The sequence below is a fragment of the Pseudomonas multiresinivorans genome (genome assembly GCF_012971725.1).
Lineage (GTDB): Bacteria > Pseudomonadota > Gammaproteobacteria > Pseudomonadales > Pseudomonadaceae > Pseudomonas > Pseudomonas multiresinivorans.
Genome location: NZ_CP048833.1, coordinates 4,136,864 through 4,152,435, shown reverse-complemented (window position 1 = coordinate 4,152,435; position 15,572 = coordinate 4,136,864). Strand labels below are relative to the sequence as shown.

19 protein-coding genes are annotated in these 15,572 nt (G+C 65.6%); 7 read left to right on the top strand and 12 right to left on the bottom strand.

Going from position 1 to position 15,572, the window contains the following annotated elements:
* Positions 1–189 precede the first annotated feature (189 nt).
* A complete protein-coding gene (locus tag G4G71_RS18770) occupies positions 190–1,173 on the bottom strand; it encodes a GGDEF domain-containing protein (protein ID WP_169939506.1) in 984 nt (327 codons plus the stop codon).
* A gap of 317 nt (positions 1,174–1,490) precedes the next feature.
* On the opposite strand from G4G71_RS18770, the gene pmrG reads away from it, so the two are divergent.
* The gene (pmrG, locus tag G4G71_RS18765) at positions 1,491–2,108 is read left to right on the top strand and encodes a lipopolysaccharide core heptose(II)-phosphate phosphatase PmrG (RefSeq protein WP_240964810.1); all 618 of its coding nucleotides are present in this window, start codon (positions 1,491–1,493) and stop codon (positions 2,106–2,108) included.
* Here pmrG and G4G71_RS18760 read toward each other — a convergent pair.
* The 3 genes from G4G71_RS18760 to G4G71_RS18750 all read right to left on the bottom strand — a co-directional run bounded on the left by G4G71_RS18760 (position 2,095) and on the right by G4G71_RS18750 (position 4,200).
* Complete coding sequence (locus G4G71_RS18760) at positions 2,095–2,667, bottom strand: COG3904 family protein (protein WP_169939504.1); 573 nt, start codon at positions 2,665–2,667, stop codon at positions 2,095–2,097. The genes pmrG and G4G71_RS18760 overlap by 14 nt on opposite strands.
* Positions 2,668–2,749: 82 nt before the next feature.
* The gene (locus G4G71_RS18755) at positions 2,750–3,346 is read right to left on the bottom strand and encodes an NADPH-dependent FMN reductase (RefSeq protein WP_169939503.1); all 597 of its coding nucleotides are present in this window, start codon (positions 3,344–3,346) and stop codon (positions 2,750–2,752) included.
* On the bottom strand, positions 3,343–4,200 hold the full coding sequence (locus tag G4G71_RS18750) for a sterol desaturase family protein (RefSeq protein ID WP_338110194.1): 858 nt from the start codon (positions 4,198–4,200) through the stop codon (positions 3,343–3,345). Before G4G71_RS18750 ends, G4G71_RS18755 begins: the two co-directional genes overlap by 4 nt.
* Before the next feature lie 67 nt (positions 4,201–4,267).
* Here G4G71_RS18750 and G4G71_RS18745 point away from each other — a divergent pair, with 67 nt between their 5' ends.
* Positions 4,268–5,236 carry an AraC family transcriptional regulator ligand-binding domain-containing protein gene (locus G4G71_RS18745; protein WP_169939502.1) on the top strand — a complete coding sequence of 323 codons (969 nt, stop codon included), beginning with the start codon at positions 4,268–4,270 and terminating at the stop codon, positions 5,234–5,236.
* 220 nt (positions 5,237–5,456) lie between these two features.
* Here G4G71_RS18745 and G4G71_RS18740 read toward each other — a convergent pair whose 3' ends face one another.
* The gene (locus G4G71_RS18740) at positions 5,457–5,837 is read right to left on the bottom strand and encodes an NUDIX hydrolase (RefSeq protein ID WP_169939501.1); all 381 of its coding nucleotides are present in this window, start codon (positions 5,835–5,837) and stop codon (positions 5,457–5,459) included.
* A gap of 249 nt (positions 5,838–6,086) precedes the next feature.
* Positions 6,087–6,992, bottom strand: a complete 906-nt coding sequence (locus G4G71_RS18735; RefSeq protein ID WP_169939500.1) for a LysR family transcriptional regulator — start codon at positions 6,990–6,992, stop codon at positions 6,087–6,089.
* 101 nt (positions 6,993–7,093) lie between these two features.
* Here G4G71_RS18735 and G4G71_RS18730 point away from each other — a divergent pair, with 101 nt between their 5' ends.
* From G4G71_RS18730 to ycaC, 3 genes are all read left to right on the top strand, one after another.
* Complete coding sequence (locus G4G71_RS18730) at positions 7,094–7,960, top strand: pirin family protein (protein ID WP_169939499.1); 867 nt, start codon at positions 7,094–7,096, stop codon at positions 7,958–7,960.
* A 97-nt stretch (positions 7,961–8,057) separates the two neighbouring features.
* Entirely contained in the window at positions 8,058–8,744 is a 687-nt protein-coding gene (locus tag G4G71_RS18725; protein ID WP_169939498.1) for a hydrolase, read from the top strand.
* 51 nt (positions 8,745–8,795) lie between these two features.
* Positions 8,796–9,422: an isochorismate family cysteine hydrolase YcaC gene (ycaC, locus tag G4G71_RS18720; protein ID WP_024763520.1), complete on the top strand. Its 627-nt coding sequence runs from the start codon at positions 8,796–8,798 to the stop codon at positions 9,420–9,422.
* A 44-nt stretch (positions 9,423–9,466) separates the two neighbouring features.
* On the opposite strand, the gene G4G71_RS18715 is transcribed toward ycaC, so the two are convergent.
* The 3 genes from G4G71_RS18715 to G4G71_RS18705 form a co-directional block, all read right to left on the bottom strand.
* A complete protein-coding gene (locus G4G71_RS18715; protein WP_169939497.1) occupies positions 9,467–9,958 on the bottom strand; it encodes a hypothetical protein in 492 nt (163 codons plus the stop codon).
* The gene (locus G4G71_RS18710; RefSeq protein ID WP_169939496.1) at positions 9,955–10,236 is read right to left on the bottom strand and encodes a hypothetical protein; all 282 of its coding nucleotides are present in this window, start codon (positions 10,234–10,236) and stop codon (positions 9,955–9,957) included. Before G4G71_RS18710 ends, G4G71_RS18715 begins: the two co-directional genes overlap by 4 nt.
* A 521-nt stretch (positions 10,237–10,757) precedes the next feature.
* Positions 10,758–11,483, bottom strand: a complete 726-nt coding sequence (locus G4G71_RS18705) for a hypothetical protein (RefSeq protein ID WP_169934898.1) — start codon at positions 11,481–11,483, stop codon at positions 10,758–10,760.
* 80 nt (positions 11,484–11,563) lie between these two features.
* On the opposite strand from G4G71_RS18705, the gene G4G71_RS18700 reads away from it, so the two are divergent.
* Positions 11,564–12,601 carry a hypothetical protein gene (locus tag G4G71_RS18700; protein WP_169939495.1) on the top strand — a complete coding sequence of 346 codons (1,038 nt, stop codon included), beginning with the start codon at positions 11,564–11,566 and terminating at the stop codon, positions 12,599–12,601.
* A 19-nt stretch (positions 12,602–12,620) separates the two neighbouring features.
* Here G4G71_RS18700 and G4G71_RS18695 read toward each other — a convergent pair whose 3' ends face one another.
* Complete coding sequence (locus G4G71_RS18695; RefSeq protein ID WP_169939494.1) at positions 12,621–13,907, bottom strand: OprD family porin; 1,287 nt, start codon at positions 13,905–13,907, stop codon at positions 12,621–12,623.
* A 194-nt stretch (positions 13,908–14,101) separates the two neighbouring features.
* Between G4G71_RS18695 and G4G71_RS18690 the strand changes: the two genes are divergently transcribed.
* Positions 14,102–14,353 carry a DUF6021 family protein gene (locus G4G71_RS18690; RefSeq protein WP_024763517.1) on the top strand — a complete coding sequence of 84 codons (252 nt, stop codon included), beginning with the start codon at positions 14,102–14,104 and terminating at the stop codon, positions 14,351–14,353.
* Positions 14,354–14,361: 8 nt separating this feature from the next.
* Here the strand turns inward: G4G71_RS18690 and G4G71_RS18685 are convergent, their stop codons facing one another.
* Positions 14,362–14,928, bottom strand: a complete 567-nt coding sequence (locus G4G71_RS18685) for a hypothetical protein (RefSeq protein ID WP_169939493.1) — start codon at positions 14,926–14,928, stop codon at positions 14,362–14,364.
* A gap of 14 nt (positions 14,929–14,942) precedes the next feature.
* Positions 14,943–15,569 carry a hypothetical protein gene (locus tag G4G71_RS18680; RefSeq protein ID WP_169939492.1) on the bottom strand — a complete coding sequence of 209 codons (627 nt, stop codon included), beginning with the start codon at positions 15,567–15,569 and terminating at the stop codon, positions 14,943–14,945.
* Positions 15,570–15,572 lie beyond the last annotated feature (3 nt).

The following is a 15,572-nucleotide window of genomic DNA, read 5'->3' as shown; positions in this document are numbered from 1 at the left end:
GGTCCTGGTTACGGGGTCGGCTCTACGCAATGCCGGCTCCGGGCCAGGTGTTCCATGGGGTTGGCGCAGCGGGCGGCGGCCCTTGTGAGGCCACCGCGCTGCCGCCGGCACGCGCGTGTGGCTATAGAGCTTAGACAGCTCTGGCGCCAGTGCCCGCCCTGATTGTCGAGTCAGGTCGTCGCAGTGGCCTCAGAGCACCGCATCGCGCCGCAGGTCGTCGCCGCGCTTCCACTGCGCCGCCACCAGCCGGTCGCGCCCGGCCTGCTTGGCCTGGTAGAGCAACCGGTCCACCGCCGCGACGAAGTCCAGCGGGCGGTCGCTGGAGGCGGGCACCGCGGTGCCGACGCCCAGGCTGATGGTCAGCAGCGAAGACACATTCGACTTCTCGTGGCTGATCTGTTGCTCGCGCAGCACGCTGCGGCAGCGCTCGGCGACCTGCCGCGCGGCCTCGCTGTCGGTCTCCGGCAGCACCAATACGAACTCCTCGCCGCCGAAGCGCGCGATGAAATCCCGCGGGCGATGCAGCGCGCCGGCCAGTGCCTTGCCCACCGTGCGCAGGCAGTCGTCGCCGCGGATATGCCCGTAGTGATCGTTGAACTGCTTGAAATAGTCGATATCCAGCAGCACCAGGGAGATCGGCTGGCCGCTGCGCTGGCCGCTGCGCTGGGCGCTGCCCCATTCGGTGTCCAGCACCGAATCGAACATGCGCCGGTTGGCCACGCCGGTCAGGCCGTCCTTGTACGAATACTCCTCGAGCTGGCGCTGCAGCATGATCAGCTGTTCTTCGGCGCGCTTGCGCTCGCTGATGTCGAACATGAAGCCGACCAGCGAATCGACCTCGCCGTCGTCGTCGCGCACCACGTGCACCACATCGCGGATCCACACGTAATCACCCTGGATGGTCAGCGCGCGGTAATCCGCCTCGTGGTCGGTGCCCTCGCGGGACTGCGAGATGCAGAAGTTCACCACCCGCTCGCGGTCCTCGGGGTGCATGCGTTCTGCCCAGTCGTTGGCGCTGACCCAACTGGCCTGGCTCCAGCCTAGAAGGTCTTCGATCTGCGGGCCGATGTAGGCAAACGTCATGGATTTCCAGTCGATCTTCCACGGGATGGCGCGGGTGGATTCGAGGAGGGTCTGGTAGACGGGATTTTCCGGGGAGGCGTCGTACGGCATGGCGGCGGCTCTCTGATGGCACTGTGCCTTGTTCTACCACATCGCGATGACCGAAAAGCGGCCGATTGCACTGGATGGCGCCTCGATGGCGGCGGGGCGACAGACGGTCGTTTCCGACAGAGACGGTTTCTTCAGCAATTCATAACGGGTTCTTCACGAATCCGGGGATAGGGTTTGATCGCCCGCCATCTGACAACCCGCAGTGCGATGGATACCCCAGGGATGGGTCGGGCCTCCCTCGTCGAAGAGGGAACGGATGCGGACCTCTTTCCAGCAGCACGGCCTCAATCATGCCCATCCCGAAAGTCTTCAGATCAATGTCCCGCGGTTGGCTGGCATTACTGGCAATGCTCCCGGTGATCGCCCTGCTCAGCGGCTTCCTGCCGCTGGACTTCTCGCGTCCTACGCCGCTGGTGGGTGACGCCCAGCGCCAGGCCGAATTGCGCGAGCATTGGCAGAACGGCGACCTGATCGTGCTGGTGCGCCATGCCGAACGCTGCGACCGCTCCAGCGCACCTTGCATGGCCGACGTCAGCGGCATCACCGTCAGGGGCGGGCAGAGCGCCCGCGAGATCGGGCAGGATTTCGCCGCGCTCGGCCTGGCCAATGCCGACATTCTCAGTAGCGACCAGTTGCGCGCCATCCAGACCGCCTCCTCGATGTTCGGGCGGCAGCCGGTGGAGCAGAACTGGTTGTACAAGTGCGAAGGCTCGATGCTCGACCAGGCCCTGCAGCACAAGGTGGCGCACCGCAACCTGATCCTGGTGACCCACAGCGAATGCATCGAAGACCTGGAACACTCGGTCAGCGTGGACGACCCGGCGACTCCGGACTATGCCTCGACGCTCTTCGTGCTCAGCGAGAAGGACCAGACGCCGCGCCTGCTGGGTTACCTCGACGCGGACCAGTGGCCGTTGAACGTCAGCGGGCGCTGATCTGGCTGGGCGTGGCGCCCAGGCGGTAGCGCTGCAATTCCTGCGGGGTCAGCACGCGCATGCGTTGCGGGTCGATGCTCTGCATGGCGTCGGCCAGCTCCAGCGGAATATCCATGTCGCGGAAATAGGTGCGGGCGTTGTAGCTGCCCGCGGCCTGGGACGAATCGCCGGCCGGGTAGTAGGGGCGATGCAGGCCCACGTAGCCGCGCACGGTGCGGTGCTTGCCGGCGGCCAGCAGGTAGACGCAGGAGCCCTGGCAGACGCTGTTGGTCGGCACCAGGGTTTCGAAGCCGGATTCACGCAGCAGGCGGCCCATCTTGATCGACTCGGCGGCGCTGCCACCGATGCTGTCCAGCAGGGCGACCTTGCGGGCGTACTTGCCCGGGTTGGCCAGCAGCCCCTTGAACAGACGCTCGTAGTCGCCCGGAGCGATGTCCTCGCTGATCCGCACCGCCAGCACTTCGCCGACCTTGGAATGCTGCACCGGCTTCACCTCGACCTTGGCGAAGGTCAGGCTGGAGCACAGCGCGGTGGCACAGAGCAGGGCGGCGCGAAGCATCGGGAGACGAATCCTTTCGAAGTTTTTGTAGGAAGGCGCAGAAGATACCTTGAAGCGCCTTCCTGCGCATCCTCCCGGCTTGTCACATACCGTTGGCGTAGGCCGGGTTGAGCTGGTCGATACGCTCGCGGACCCCGCGCAGCGCGGCTGCGTACTGACAAAGCATGTGCAGCGCCCAGTCTGCGCGTTCGCGCAGGCGCTGGTCGTTCTCATCGCTCGGCGGGCCTTCGTTGAACACACCTTCCACCTGGCGGACCAACAGCTGTTCCGGCAGGTAGGCGATGCGGCTGTTCTTGTAGCTGGAGGCGCGCAGCTCGGCCAGCGGATAGGCGCCGCCCTGGCCGGCGGAAACCCCAACCGGTAGCGCCGGCTTGTGCCCCAGTTCGCCCAGCCCGGCATAGAGGAAGAAATTCTTCAGGGCCGGGCAGGCCATGCCGTGCCATTCCGGAGCGATCACCACCAGCGCATCCGCCTCGCGCAGCAGCTCGCGGTGCTGCGGCCAATGGCCCTGCGTATCCGCTGCCGGCCACAGCGGCAGTGGCGTGGCACCCAGGTCGATGACCTGCGCCCAGCCGCACAGCGCCAGGCTTTCCAGACGGCCGGCGAGGTAGCGAGCGACCTTCGCCGATTGGCTGTCCAACTGGCTGGAGCCGGCGACCAGCACGATATTCGGGCTCATCGGGCCACCTCCGCCGCCACGTCTTTCGCGGTGTCCGGCGCACGGCTGCGCACCAGCGGCCAGAAGACCTCTTCCTGCCAGCTCACCGGCGCCAGGTCCTCGATGCCATAGGTCTGCGGGCGGCGCCGGGTGATCTTCGCCGTGCCGAACAGCACGTCCCAGAAGAACAGCAGGTTGCCGAAGTTGCCCTTGTAGTAGGTCACGCCATCGTCAGCATTCAATCCGTGGTGGGCCGAGTGGGTGGCGGGCGTCGAGATGGTCCGCTCCAGCAGCCACATCAGCGGGCGCAGGACGCGGATGCGATAGAGCTTGTCGTCCCAGGCGAGGTTGCTGTGGGCGCCGAAGATCACGCACATCTTCAGGATCAGGTAGACGTAGTAGACGTGCGCCAGGCCCATGTGGATCAGGGCCCCGGAGAACCACAGGCCGGGCATCAGCAGGTAATAGAAGCTGTTGTTGCGGTAGACGATGCGGATGCTCATGTACGGCGCCGAATGGTGTGCGCGGTGCAGGGCGTAGAGGAACGGCACGCGGTGGGCCAGGCGGTGCCACCAGTACTGGGTCATGTCATCGAACAGCAGGAACAGCGCGAAGCCGGCCAGCCACGGAATGCCCGCCAGGGAACCGGCGGCGGTGGGGAAGGCGAGGTCGAGCAGGGCGCCGCTGGCCCACATCACCAGCGGGAAGGTCACCGCCAGCAGCAGGCTGGAGCCGAATATCTCGATCAGCGCGTCACGGCGCTGGCCGCGGGGTTGGCGGAAGGTGGAGCAGGCCAGTTCGAGGGCGATGAAGGCGAGGAAGATTCCCGCCACGATCACGGTCGGGTTGTCGAGGAGCATTGTTGTTGTAGTCATGACACTCTCGGTTCGGGTCCAATGGGACAAGGCGTGCCCATCAGAACCCAGGACCGTACGGCGACCCATGCGCGAAAAGGACAGAAACATCCGAGAAGTGGCCAAACCTGTGGCGCAGCGCTACCACCGCGGGCCGCTCGGCCAGGTGCTGGAGCGCTACCTGAGCAGCCACCGGGCACGCCGGCACAGCGATTACAGCCTGGTCGAGCTGGAGCAGCTGTGGCTCGAAGCAGCAAGCCTGGAGCCGGCCATCGGCCTGCAGCTGTTCGGCCTGTTCACCCCTCAGGACTGGCATGTGATCGCCCACCTCGCGCAGTTCTGCGCCGATGTGCGCCAGGCCGTCCTCTGCTGGGTGCGCTACGCCCCACTGGCGGCCGATACCGATACCTTCCGTCTGCTGGAGGAAGACGACACGGTTGCCGTCGAGCTGATCATCGACGCCCCCGAGCCGCTGAGCCGCTATCTGCTGGAGCACTACAGCGTGATGGCGGTGACCCAGTTGCGCCGTGGTACCGGTTGCTCCGTCATGCCGATACGCGCCTGCTTCACCCATAGCCGGCCCGAGTATCACACGCAGTACACCCAGTGGTTCGGCGAGCGTATCGAGTTCGGCAGCGCCCGCAACCGGCTGTACTTCGACGCGCAGACGCTCGCCTTGCCGCTACTGGGGCGCCATGCCGGCCTGGTGGAACTGCTCACGATGGAGCTTGATCGCCGGCTCGCCCGTATGCGCCAACTCAGCGGCTGGGCGGCCAGGGCAGCCGGTATCGCCCGACGGATGCTCGAGCATGGCGAAGTCCCGGCGCTGGAAAGCGTCGCGGACCAGTTGCACCAGAGCCCGCGCACCCTGCGCAGGCGGCTGGCGGAGCAGAGCATGGGGTTTCGCGAATTGCTCGACCAGGTGCGCAAGGAACTGGAGCAGCACCTGGAACTGCAGGGAGAAAGCCGCACGCGCATCGCCGAGCGCCTGGGCTACGGTGACCTTGCCGCCTACCTGAACGCGCGCAAGCGCTGGAAGGCGTCAGGGGGCGAATAATAAGGCTGGGTACCCGGCTCGAATGGCCCAACGGCGAGCCCAGGCTGCCCTTGTAGGAGCGAGCTTGCTCGCGAACGCCCAGGCACCAGCGTCGAGCGGTTCGCGAGCAAGCTCGCTCCTACAGCAATCTACGCAACCATGGCCGCTCAGGAAGAGTCGAACGCGCCAGCGTTGTCCGCCGTGGGCGCCGGGATACGCGGGGATATGAAAAAGGCCGGCTTCAGCCGGCCTCTTTGCTCAGGCACGAACGCAACAGGCGCCGCACCGACTTGTTGATGTTGCGCTTGCTCGCTTCTTCGGGAGTGAACCAGCGGCAATCGGCGATTTCGTTCAGCGGCGTGGGCTGCTGCGCCGGATCGACGGGCGTTTCGAACACGTAGTGCAGGGTCTGGTACAGCTCCAGCGGCGCGATGTAGTTCAACTGCTCGAGGGCCAGCCCGGTTTCCTCGATCAGCTCTCGCACGGCGGCCTGGCCTGGGCGTTCGTCGGCCTCGATACGACCGCCGGGAAGGTTCCACTTCGACTTGGATTTGCGCACGAAGAGGATCTTGTCGTCGAGGCGGCAGATGACTGTCGCGCGTTCCTTCAGCGACTTACCCATGAACTGCACCTCCGCGACAGAACAATTACCTTTTCAAGCATAGACAGTTACCGGAAAACTCAAGCTGGATGAAGTGGTTACGAGCACAATGTCGACAAATGGTAAGGATTTGGCCTCGGACGTGTCTGTAAGGGAATTCCCAATTCACCGCCTCATGTTCCGGCTCGCTCGATTGCATCTGGATCGGACAGAGTCGCTTTTCTGAAGTGCGATTTTCTGTTGCCGAGGCTGGCTGCCTGATTGGGTGGTTCAGGACATGTCGCTCTTTTCGAATTCTTCCCCCAGAAAATCCAGCAAGGTTCGTACCGACGGCAATAGCCCGCGCCGCGAAGGAAACACCGCATGGACCACGCCGGTACGCGGCGCCCAGTCCGGCAGCAGGTTGATCAACCGGCCTTCGTTCAGGTCCTCGCAGACCACTACGGCGGGCATGTGCACCGCGCCGGCGCCCGCCAGCGCCGCCTGGCGCAGGGCGACCAGATCGTCGGTGACCATTCGCGGCCGGTAGCGCACTTGCGCATTGGCCCCCTTGGGGCCGTCCAGCTGCCAGAGGTACTCGCGCTGCACTGCACCCCAGTGCAGCGTCGGCAGGGCGGCCACATCGGCGGGCGTCGGCCGCTTTGGCAGTTGCTCGCGCAACGCAGGGGCGCCCACCACACGCTGCCGGCTTTCCCCCAATACCTTCATCACCAGGTCCGTGCTTTCCAGCGGCGGAAAGCGCACCCGCAGCGCAATGTCGATACCTTCCTGGATCAGGTCCACCTGGCGGTTGGTGCTCTGCACGTGAAGCTCCACCAGCGGGTACTGGACCATGAAGCGCGCCAGCATCGGGCCGACCCAGAAGTTCAGCAGCGCCGTGGGACAGCTCAGGTTCACCACACCGCGCGGTTCGGAGCGGTGCTGTTCGACGGCTGCGGTGGCCGCCGCCGCTTCCACCAGCATCGCAACGCAATGCCGGTAGAACACCTGGCCGATCTCGGTCACCGAGAAATGCCGCGTCGAACGCTGGATCAGCCTCACGCCCAGGCGTTCCTCCAGTGCGGCGACGCGCCTGCTGAGCTTCGACTTGGGCTCGTCCAGAGCACGGCCGGCCGGGGTGAATCCGCCGTGCTCCACTACCTGGGCGAAGTAATACAGGTCGTTGAGATCGTCCATTTCGGTGTTCCTCTGGTAGAACACTGATAGTAGTTTTTGCCGACTACCGGAGCAATTGTTGCGTCCGTATCGTGGCCTCCATGCACTACAGGAGGCACCTCATGAAGCAGATTCTTGGCATCTACAGCGCCGCCCGGCCGCACTGGGTCGGCGACGGTTTTCCGGTTCGCACGCTGTTTTCCTACGACAGCCTGGGCGAGCACCTCAGTCCCTTCCTGCTACTTGACCATGCCGGCCCCCACGCTTTCGGCCCCAGCACGGTGCGCCGTGGCGTCGGCCAGCATCCGCATCGGGGGTTCGAGACCGTGACCCTGGTCTACGAAGGCGAACTGGAACACCGCGACTCCAGCGGCGGTGGCGGCCGCATCGGCCCCGGCGACGTGCAGTGGATGACGGCTGGCGACGGCATCCTCCACGAGGAGTACCACTCGCCGGACTTCATCCGCAGCGGCGGCAACCTGCACATGGCCCAGCTCTGGGTGAACCTGCCGGCTAGCCACAAGCGCGCTGCACCGGCCTACCAGAGCCTGCTGGCCGGCGACATCCCGCGCATCGAACTGGTCGACGGCGCCGGCAGCCTGCGGGTGATTGCCGGTGACTACGCCGGCCAGGCCGGCCCGGCCCAGACCTTCAGCCCGCTGGATGTCTGGGACCTGCGACTGCAGCCGGGGCACCCGTTGGAGCTGGCCGTCGAGCCCGGGCGCAACACCGCCCTGGTGGTGCTGCGCGGCAACGTCCGGCTGGGAGGTGGCGAAGCGCTGCACGAAGGGCAGCTGGCGCTGTTCGAGCGGCGTGGCGACACCCTGTTGCTCGAGGCCGAGAGTGATGCGCTGGTGCTGCTGCTCAGCGGTGAGCCGCTGGACGAGCCCATCGTCGGCTACGGCCCCTTCGTGATGAACAGCGAAAGCGAAATCCGGCAGGCCATCGACGACGTCCAGCTCGGACGTTTCGGACAGATGACCCGCTGATGTCATACCCCGGACGCAGGCGTCGCCTAGTCTGGATGAACGCCCGCGCAGGAGGCGCGGGCTACTCGGGCCGGATGCCCATTGTGGAGACCCCGAAATGAGCAACTTCAACCAGATTGCCAACTTCAATGGCCAGCGCCCGGTGATCGACCCCGACGACACCGCCATGCTGCTCATCGATCATCAGAGCGGCCTGTTCCAGACGGTCAAGGACATGCCCATGACCGAGCTGCGCAACAACGCCATCACCCTGGCCAGGATTGCCAGCCTGGCGAAAATTCCCGTGATCACCACCGCCTCGGTGCCGCAGGGTCCCAACGGCCCGCTGATTCCCGAAATCCACGAGGCTGCACCCCACGCTCAATACGTGGCGCGCAAAGGCGAGATCAATGCCTGGGACAACCCCGAATTCGTCGCCGCCGTGGCAGCCACCGGCAAGAAGACCCTGGTCATCGCTGGCACCATCACCAGCGTGTGCATGGCCTTCCCGGCGATTGCCGCGGTCAACGCCGGCTACAAGGTGTTCGCCGTGATCGATGCTTCCGGCACCTATTCCAAGGCCGCGCAGGAAATCACCCTGGCCCGTGTCGTCCAGGCCGGCGTGGTGCCCATGGATACCGCTGCCGTCGCTTCGGAAATCCAGCGCACCTGGAACCGCCCGGACGCCGCGCAGTGGGCCGAGGCCTACAGCCTGATCTTCCCGCACTACCGCCTGCTGATCGAAAGCTACACCAAGGCACAGCAGGTCGTGAGCGAACACGAAGTGCTGGACTCCCAGCGCTGATTCACCCCTTGCCCGGTTTCCGCCGGGCGTTCACTGCAATGAGGAAACCCCATGAGCAAGCCCTACGTCCGTCTCGACAAGTCCCAGGCCGCGGTATTGCTGGTCGATCACCAGGCCGGTCTGCTTTCGCTGGTGCGCGACATCGAACCGGACAAGTTCAAGAACAACGTCCTGGCCCTGGCCGACCTCGCCAAGTACTTCAAGCTGCCGACCATTCTCACCACCAGCTTCGAGAACGGCCCCAACGGCCCGCTGGTTCCCGAGCTGAAGGACCTGTTCCCCGACGCGCCCTATATCGCCCGTCCCGGCAACATCAACGCCTGGGATAACGAGGACTTCGTCAAGGCGGTGAAGGCCACCGGCAAGAAGCAATTGATCATCGCCGGCGTGGTCACCGAGGTCTGCGTGGCGTTCCCCGCGCTGTCGGCGCTGGAAGAGGGCTTCGACGTCTTCGTCGTCGCCGATGCCTCGGGCACTTTCAACGAAGTCACCCGTGACGCCGCCTGGCGCCGCATGGAGGCCGCCGGGGCGCAGATGATGACCTGGTTCGGCGTGGCCTGTGAGCTGCACCGCGACTGGCGCAACGACATCGAAGGCCTCGCCGCGCTGTTCTCCAACCACATCCCCGATTACCGCAACCTGATCACCAGCTACAGCACGCTCACCGCCAAGAAGTGAGGCGGCGCTTGCCGGGCCGGCGCCAGGTGGGCCGGCCCGGCGAGTCAGGGGCGATAGCGGTAGGTGCGCTCTCCCGGAGTGATGCTGTGAGTGCGCAGCGTCCATTGCGGTACGCCGTGTCGCGCCTCCTGCAGCAGCTGGAAGAAACGGATCAGGTAGCCGGCCTCGAAGCAGGTGCGCTTCTTTCCTACCGGGACTTGCTGGCGCGCGTTGAACAATGAAGTCCACGGCGTGGCCAGGTTGTCCGGCGCCAGGCTGTTCTGCGCCTCCAGCATGCCGGCGCGCAGCAGGTCGAGATGGCGCGACTGGACCGAGGTCAACGGGATGCGCCGGGAGTAGGGCGTGGCGGATACCTCCCGCACATTGCTCAACACGTTCAGGTGGGCCTGCCAGAAGCCGTTCTCGAAATGTTCGCGGGCGCTGGCGAGCAGCTCCAGCAGTCGAGGGTCGGGGTGGTGCTGCACGAGCGCGCCCATCGCATCGATGGCCTGCAGGGCGGCACTGTAGTGGGCCATGGCATCGCTGGTGTTGTTCATCGCTGGGTCGGCCCCGCCTTGTAACCGGGGCGCTCCAGGGCCAGCTCGTAGAGCTGGCGGGCTTCGCTGACCAGCGGGGCCAGCGCGGAGGCGAAGCGGGCGGTGGCGCGAATCAGGCCACTGTCGCTGTCGTCTTCCATCAGTTGCAGCAGGTCTTCGACCGCAGTGATGCGGCGCAGGGCAGCCTCGCGCAGGTGCTCGGCCGGAGCCAGGGCGTTGATGAAGAGGACTTCCTCGCCGAACTGGCCAGTCAAGGCGACGGGAAGGAATTCACGCATGGTGATCCTCCGCGAGGCAGGAGTCGTTCGGTGGAGAAGGGTGGTGCGCGGGGGAGAAAGGGGGATAGTTCATCGCGGTCTTCCTGAGAGTGGATTAGAGCCGCCAATCAACCTTTCCTACGGGAAGAGAGGCAACCGTGCGAGGGTAGGAAACGCCGGTCTCAGGAACCCGGTAGGCCCGAAGGCCTCCCCGCACGGTCACCATAAAACACGAGTCCGCAATAGGATTACGTCTGCGAGTCGTGGCTACGGAGCTACCGCGCCCTGAGAGATACTGCTCGGGTTCCTACGCCCGGCCGCGATGACGCTGCGGCGATTCAGAGGCTAGGGACGGCGCTCGTAGGCCCGCAAGGCTAATGGCCCGTGGGACTTTTCGGTTGGTTGCTGCGATGCAGTGGCAGGACATTGCCGACAGAATGAAACGGGTCTCATCCCTTTACCCAACACGTAGGAGCGAACGGAGTGGGAGAGGTGAATACGGACCAGGCTTCGCCAGGCCGCACGCCGCAAGAGCGAAGAGGTCAACCCTTCGCGGCGCCAGGAGCCGGGGCTGGAGCAGCAGCAGGGGCAGCAGGGGCAGCAGGAGCAGCAGGAGCAGCAGGAGCAGCAGGAGCAGCAGGAGCAGCAGGAGCAGCAGCCGGCGCCACATTGGGAACCTGGAACCGACACTTGCGGGCGGCCCTTGCAGCGGCGGCTGTGCGTTCGTTGTAGGGTTTGCCGATGTCTTCGGCGATATCGACGTCTGGCCCGATATCCTGGGCCAATTGGGTCAGGCCGCGTAATGCGGCGACGCCGCTTATGCCCATCGAATCGGCGCTGTCGAGCACGGCGATCACCGCGCCGCCGGTCCCGCTGGCGCCGGCTATCCAGGCTGCGTTGGCGGAGGCGTTCGCCGCCGTCAGGGCCGGGGCGACGATGGACGCCGAGGTCACGCCGATAACCTTCAGCCACCAGGCTGTTCGAGCTTTCTGCTCGGCTTTCTCGGTCTTCACGCCGAACAGGGTGTCGCAGGGGGCCAGGGTCTGGCGGATTGCTGTGTTCTGGGCTTCGAGTTGATCGAGCGTTAGTCCCTGCGGGTCGCTATCTGTGCCGACGAGGAACTGCGCGTTGCTGGAGCAGCCCGCGATCAACAGGCAGACGGTTACCAGAAATTCCCTTTTCATATTGCCTCCCAGGCCCGGCGCAGAGGTTTCCTCGGTGAGGGTGCGCTCCTGACCCAGAATGCCGCAGGCGGGTCGCCCGGTCATCATTCATTTCGATGATGACCGGCGCTTTGGGGGGGTTCAGGCTCTGCCAGCAGCCCCCGCCTCACTTCAAGGAAGAGACCATGCACATTCCATTGGGCTTTCTGGGCATCCTCCTGGTCAGCCAGGCCATGGCGTTCGAAATCCATCCGGTCAGTTGGAAAGGTGGCGCGAATGACTACGGCTCCAGCGCGGTGCAGTTGGAGTTCCGCGCGGATGCGAGCGCCGCGCAGTGCCATCTGCGTTCCTACATCCTCGACAGCCGTAATCAGGCTATCCACGAGATCATCACCCGGCAGGCCTATCAGCCGGCATACGCGAAAGTCCTGCGGGGCAGGACCTGGCTCCTGCCGTTACTGGGGGGCGTGGAGTGGAACGATGACCCGGAAGAGCTGACGCGCAAGGCCTGGCACTACAACGGCACGGTGCATATCTGGCTGTTCAAGGCCCATGAGGAAGACGCCAGTCGACCCAATACGCTGACTCGTCGCGTACACCATGGTGATCTGCAATTCCTTCATGCGATGCGGGCTGCGGATGAGTCTGACGCGCAGGCCAGAGTGAAGATGTATCGGTGGCTGGAATACACCTACCGGGTTGCGATCGGGGAGGTGCCGGCCAACACCATTCGCAAGACAACGCCCTACCACGAGTTTTTCGGCAAGGTCGGCTGCTCGCGCAATCCGCAACTGGCCAACCCCAGTGATTGCACGGTGCTCGATGTTTTCGACATGAAGCACATGTATCGCCAGGGCGATCAGGAGGAAAACCTGAGATCACTGGCCGCAGGGGCGATCGCCCACCTGATCCAGGACAGTTACAGCGCCAGTCACACGCAACGCGAGAGCGGCACCGGCAGGCTGCTGCATCTGTATACCTACGATGCCGAGAACCGGAAGACCCACTGTGAAAAGGACGGGGCGTACGAGAACAACAGGGCCAGCATCGACAAGGCTCGGGAAATGACTGCCGAGTTGCTGGGGTACGTTCACCGTCGGGAAGGCTGGGACAAGGCTTCGGCATTCTTCGTCCGAACCCTGGGGGCCCCAGACGCTGGCTCGGCCACGACGGAACGTCGGGCCGGAGCTGTCACCGAAGCGTGGGTGTGCATCGCCCGGTGAGAGAGGGCGTTCGGCTGGATCAGAGAATCGAGAAGTTGTAGCTCGCGATCAGCCGGACCTCATCCACGTCCCGCGCCGACTGTTCATAGTTGGTGCGGTAGGTGGCGTTGCGCAGGCGCAGGCTGAGGTCCTTGAAGGTGCCGGCCTGGATGACGTACTTGAACTCCACGTCGCGCTCCCATTCCTTGCCTTCGTCGCCATTGGCCAGGGCGATGTGGTCGCCGTTGACGTAGCGGGTCATGAAGCTCAGGCCGGGCACGCCGACGCTGCGCAGGTCGAAGTCGTAGCGCAGTTGCCAGGAGCGCTCCTGGGCATTGGCGAAGTCGTTCACCTGCACGTAGTTGGCGAGGTAGGGGTTGCTGCCGTCGAGGTAGGGCATGGAGCTGTCGCCGTTCATGCGCTGCCAGCCGGCGCTGAGGATGTGGCCGCCCTGGGCGTAGGACAGCAGCAGGCTCAGCGCGCGGTTGTCGATTTCGCCGGCGCGGGCCGAGCCGTCGTCGTCGCTGTCGAACCAGCGCAGGTCGGCGGTGACCTTGCCGGCACCCACCGCCTGCTTGCCGACGATGCCGACGTAGCGCTGGCGGTAGACGTTCTCCAGCCCGCCCTGGGCGTATTGCAGCAGGAGCTGGTCATTGACCTGGTAGTCGGCCTGGTAGGAGTCGAAGCGGTTGCCGGTGGTGTCGCAGGCGTAGCGCTTGTTCTTGCAGTTCAGGCGCACGTCCTGGGCGTCGGTGGAGTCGCGCGCGGTGTAGCGCTCCAGCCGCGTGGCGGTGAGCTTGAGGTGGGCGATTTCCTCGCTGGTCAGCTGCGCGCCGTGGAACATGTTGGGCAGCAGACGGCCGTCGTTGTACTTGAGCAGCGGCATGTCCGGCAGCATCGCGCCGTACTTCAACTGGGTGCGGGAGACGCGCAGCTTGCCGGTGACGCCAGCCTTGGCGTACTGGTCCGCGGAGTGGCGCGGGTCGTGGCCGCTGGAAGGCAGCAGGCCGCTGTTGCTGTCGGCGGGGCTGGAGTCGAGCTTGACGCCGAGCATGGCCAGGGCGTCGACGCCAAAGCCGACGGTGCCTTCGGTGTAGCCCGACTGCAGGTTGAGGATGAAGCCCTGGGCGGTTTCCTCGCGCTTGGAGGCGCCCTGCGGGTTGGACGAGCTGCCGTCGCGGAAGTCGCGGTTGAAGTAGAAGGTACGCGATTCCAGGCGCGCGCTGCTGTCCTCCAGGAAGTCGGCACTGGCCGGGGCGGCGATGCCACCGAGCAGGGCGAGGGCGCTCAGGCGGGTGAGCTGGCTGGAGGAGAGGGGCGAGGGCATGCGGTGGCTCCGGGGGCACTGAAAAAGCGCGCGAAGGTGTCACAGATGAGCGGATGGGTCTTTGCGACCATGGTCTAGATCGTGGGTTTCCCTTCGGCGGCGAGCGAAACCGGCCGGCTGTCGGTGCAGGGGAAACCCAGGGGGATGGCTGCGCGTAAACTGCCTTGTCACTGCCAGAGACGCAGGAGGTGATCATGAAACGCCATGTCCCCCTCAGCGAGCATCCCGTGGCCGCCAGCGAGCGCTGGCTGTTCGCGTCGGGCCAGGCGCCCGCCGATGGCTCGCACCACGTGGACCCCGACCTGGGATTCGATCCGGATTCGCCGGACCTGGCCGACCCGCAGGTCGACCCGCCACACCCGGCCCATGCTCCCGAGGATGGGCCGGATCCCGGCAGCCAGCGGCGCGTGCCGGATGACCGCTATCCGCCGTATTCGCAACCCTGAAGCGGCGCTCAGAGCGCGTCGGAAGCCTTGCACAAACGGGTGTCCTGCAGGCTGCCGCTGAGGTTGCGGCCATCGCCCAGGCGCACCAGCCGTGCCAGGCACTGGCCGCTTTCCATCAGCAGCAGTTCGTAGTCCTGCCCGGCTTCGGGGGTGAAGGTCATGGATTGCTGGCAGCTGTACGAATAGCCGCTGCTGACCATGCCGCGGCTCTGGAAGTTGAAGGCGAAGGGTTGGCCTGCCGGTATCCGCACCTCGCTGCTGGCGAAGCCGCCCTGGCCCAGTTGCTCGGCCTGGCGGCTGGGCGGCATGCCCAGGCTCTGGCCGTTGCGGCTGGCGAAGCCGGATTGCGCCACTGCGATCACGCCGGCGCCTTCGCGGCGCCAGTCGATGCAGGCACTGGCGGGAACGCCGCGGGCCATGCCGTTGGTGATCACGCGCAAGCGCGCCGTTTCTCCGCCAGTCGGGGCGGAGTAGGGCGTGGAGTAGGACTGCACGTTGGCGAGGTTGCCGCAGCCGGCGAGCAGCAGCGCGGCCAGCGCCAGGGCGCCGGTGCGGGGGAACAGCGTGGCGTACATGGTGATTCCTGGTATCAGCGTTGGCCTGCGGCCTTGGGCGGCGCGCAGCAGTTGCGCGTGTCGATGACCTTGCCGCGACACGCGGGCAGCATGGGCGGGTTCTTGCACAGCAGGTTGCTGGCCGGCCGGGTGAAGTGGAAGCCGCGATCGAGCATGCACAGCTGTGCAGCGGCGATGTCGTTGAGGAGCATCTGGTCGATGGGCTCGATCACCGTGGTGTAGCCGCAGGCTTTCATGGCCTGCTGCACGCCCTGGCTGTCGGCGCCGGCCTGCGTCCATTGCGTGTAGGCGGGCGGGCGCTGCGTCGGGCTCGCTTTCGGCGCGGCGCCGGCGGCCTTGCAGGCGGGCAGCTGCGGGCTGGTATCGCAGAGGGTGTAGCGATCCTGGTAGGCGAACCCCTGGCCGAGCATGCACTGCTCGCCGCGCGCGTAGTCGTTGGTGGTGATGGTCGTGCTATCGACGTAGGCCGAGTCGGGGAAGCCGCAGCCGAGCAGGGCGTTGCGCACGCCCTGCTGGTCCACGCCGGACTTGGCCCACAGCTCGTACAGCGGCGGTGGCGGCTGCAACGGGCGCGCCTGGCTGCAGGCGGCCAGGAGCAGGCAGGGCAGGAGGGCGGCCAGGCCGCGGTTGCGCTTCAGCATGTC

What these genes read in the sequence shown, in the direction of transcription:
- G4G71_RS18770 (WP_169939506.1), bottom strand. Translation starts at nt 1,173, where the DNA reads ATGCCGTACGACGCCTCCCCGGAAAATCCCGTCTACCAGACCCTCCTC.
- pmrG (WP_240964810.1), top strand. Translation starts at nt 1,491, where the DNA reads ATGTCCCGCGGTTGGCTGGCATTACTGGCAATGCTCCCGGTGATCGCC.
- G4G71_RS18760 (WP_169939504.1), bottom strand. Translation starts at nt 2,667, where the DNA reads ATGCTTCGCGCCGCCCTGCTCTGTGCCACCGCGCTGTGCTCCAGCCTG.
- G4G71_RS18755 (WP_169939503.1), bottom strand. Translation starts at nt 3,346, where the DNA reads ATGAGCCCGAATATCGTGCTGGTCGCCGGCTCCAGCCAGTTGGACAGC.
- G4G71_RS18750 (WP_338110194.1), bottom strand. Translation starts at nt 4,200, where the DNA reads ATGACTACAACAACAATGCTCCTCGACAACCCGACCGTGATCGTGGCG.
- G4G71_RS18745 (WP_169939502.1), top strand. Translation starts at nt 4,268, where the DNA reads ATGCGCGAAAAGGACAGAAACATCCGAGAAGTGGCCAAACCTGTGGCG.
- G4G71_RS18740 (WP_169939501.1), bottom strand. Translation starts at nt 5,837, where the DNA reads ATGGGTAAGTCGCTGAAGGAACGCGCGACAGTCATCTGCCGCCTCGAC.
- G4G71_RS18735 (WP_169939500.1), bottom strand. Translation starts at nt 6,992, where the DNA reads ATGGACGATCTCAACGACCTGTATTACTTCGCCCAGGTAGTGGAGCAC.
- G4G71_RS18730 (WP_169939499.1), top strand. Translation starts at nt 7,094, where the DNA reads ATGAAGCAGATTCTTGGCATCTACAGCGCCGCCCGGCCGCACTGGGTC.
- G4G71_RS18725 (WP_169939498.1), top strand. Translation starts at nt 8,058, where the DNA reads ATGAGCAACTTCAACCAGATTGCCAACTTCAATGGCCAGCGCCCGGTG.
- ycaC (WP_024763520.1), top strand. Translation starts at nt 8,796, where the DNA reads ATGAGCAAGCCCTACGTCCGTCTCGACAAGTCCCAGGCCGCGGTATTG.
- G4G71_RS18715 (WP_169939497.1), bottom strand. Translation starts at nt 9,958, where the DNA reads ATGAACAACACCAGCGATGCCATGGCCCACTACAGTGCCGCCCTGCAG.
- G4G71_RS18710 (WP_169939496.1), bottom strand. Translation starts at nt 10,236, where the DNA reads ATGCGTGAATTCCTTCCCGTCGCCTTGACTGGCCAGTTCGGCGAGGAA.
- G4G71_RS18705 (WP_169934898.1), bottom strand. Translation starts at nt 11,483, where the DNA reads ATGACCGGGCGACCCGCCTGCGGCATTCTGGGTCAGGAGCGCACCCTC.
- G4G71_RS18700 (WP_169939495.1), top strand. Translation starts at nt 11,564, where the DNA reads ATGCACATTCCATTGGGCTTTCTGGGCATCCTCCTGGTCAGCCAGGCC.
- G4G71_RS18695 (WP_169939494.1), bottom strand. Translation starts at nt 13,907, where the DNA reads ATGCCCTCGCCCCTCTCCTCCAGCCAGCTCACCCGCCTGAGCGCCCTC.
- G4G71_RS18690 (WP_024763517.1), top strand. Translation starts at nt 14,102, where the DNA reads ATGAAACGCCATGTCCCCCTCAGCGAGCATCCCGTGGCCGCCAGCGAG.
- G4G71_RS18685 (WP_169939493.1), bottom strand. Translation starts at nt 14,928, where the DNA reads ATGTACGCCACGCTGTTCCCCCGCACCGGCGCCCTGGCGCTGGCCGCG.
- G4G71_RS18680 (WP_169939492.1), bottom strand. Translation starts at nt 15,569, where the DNA reads ATGCTGAAGCGCAACCGCGGCCTGGCCGCCCTCCTGCCCTGCCTGCTC.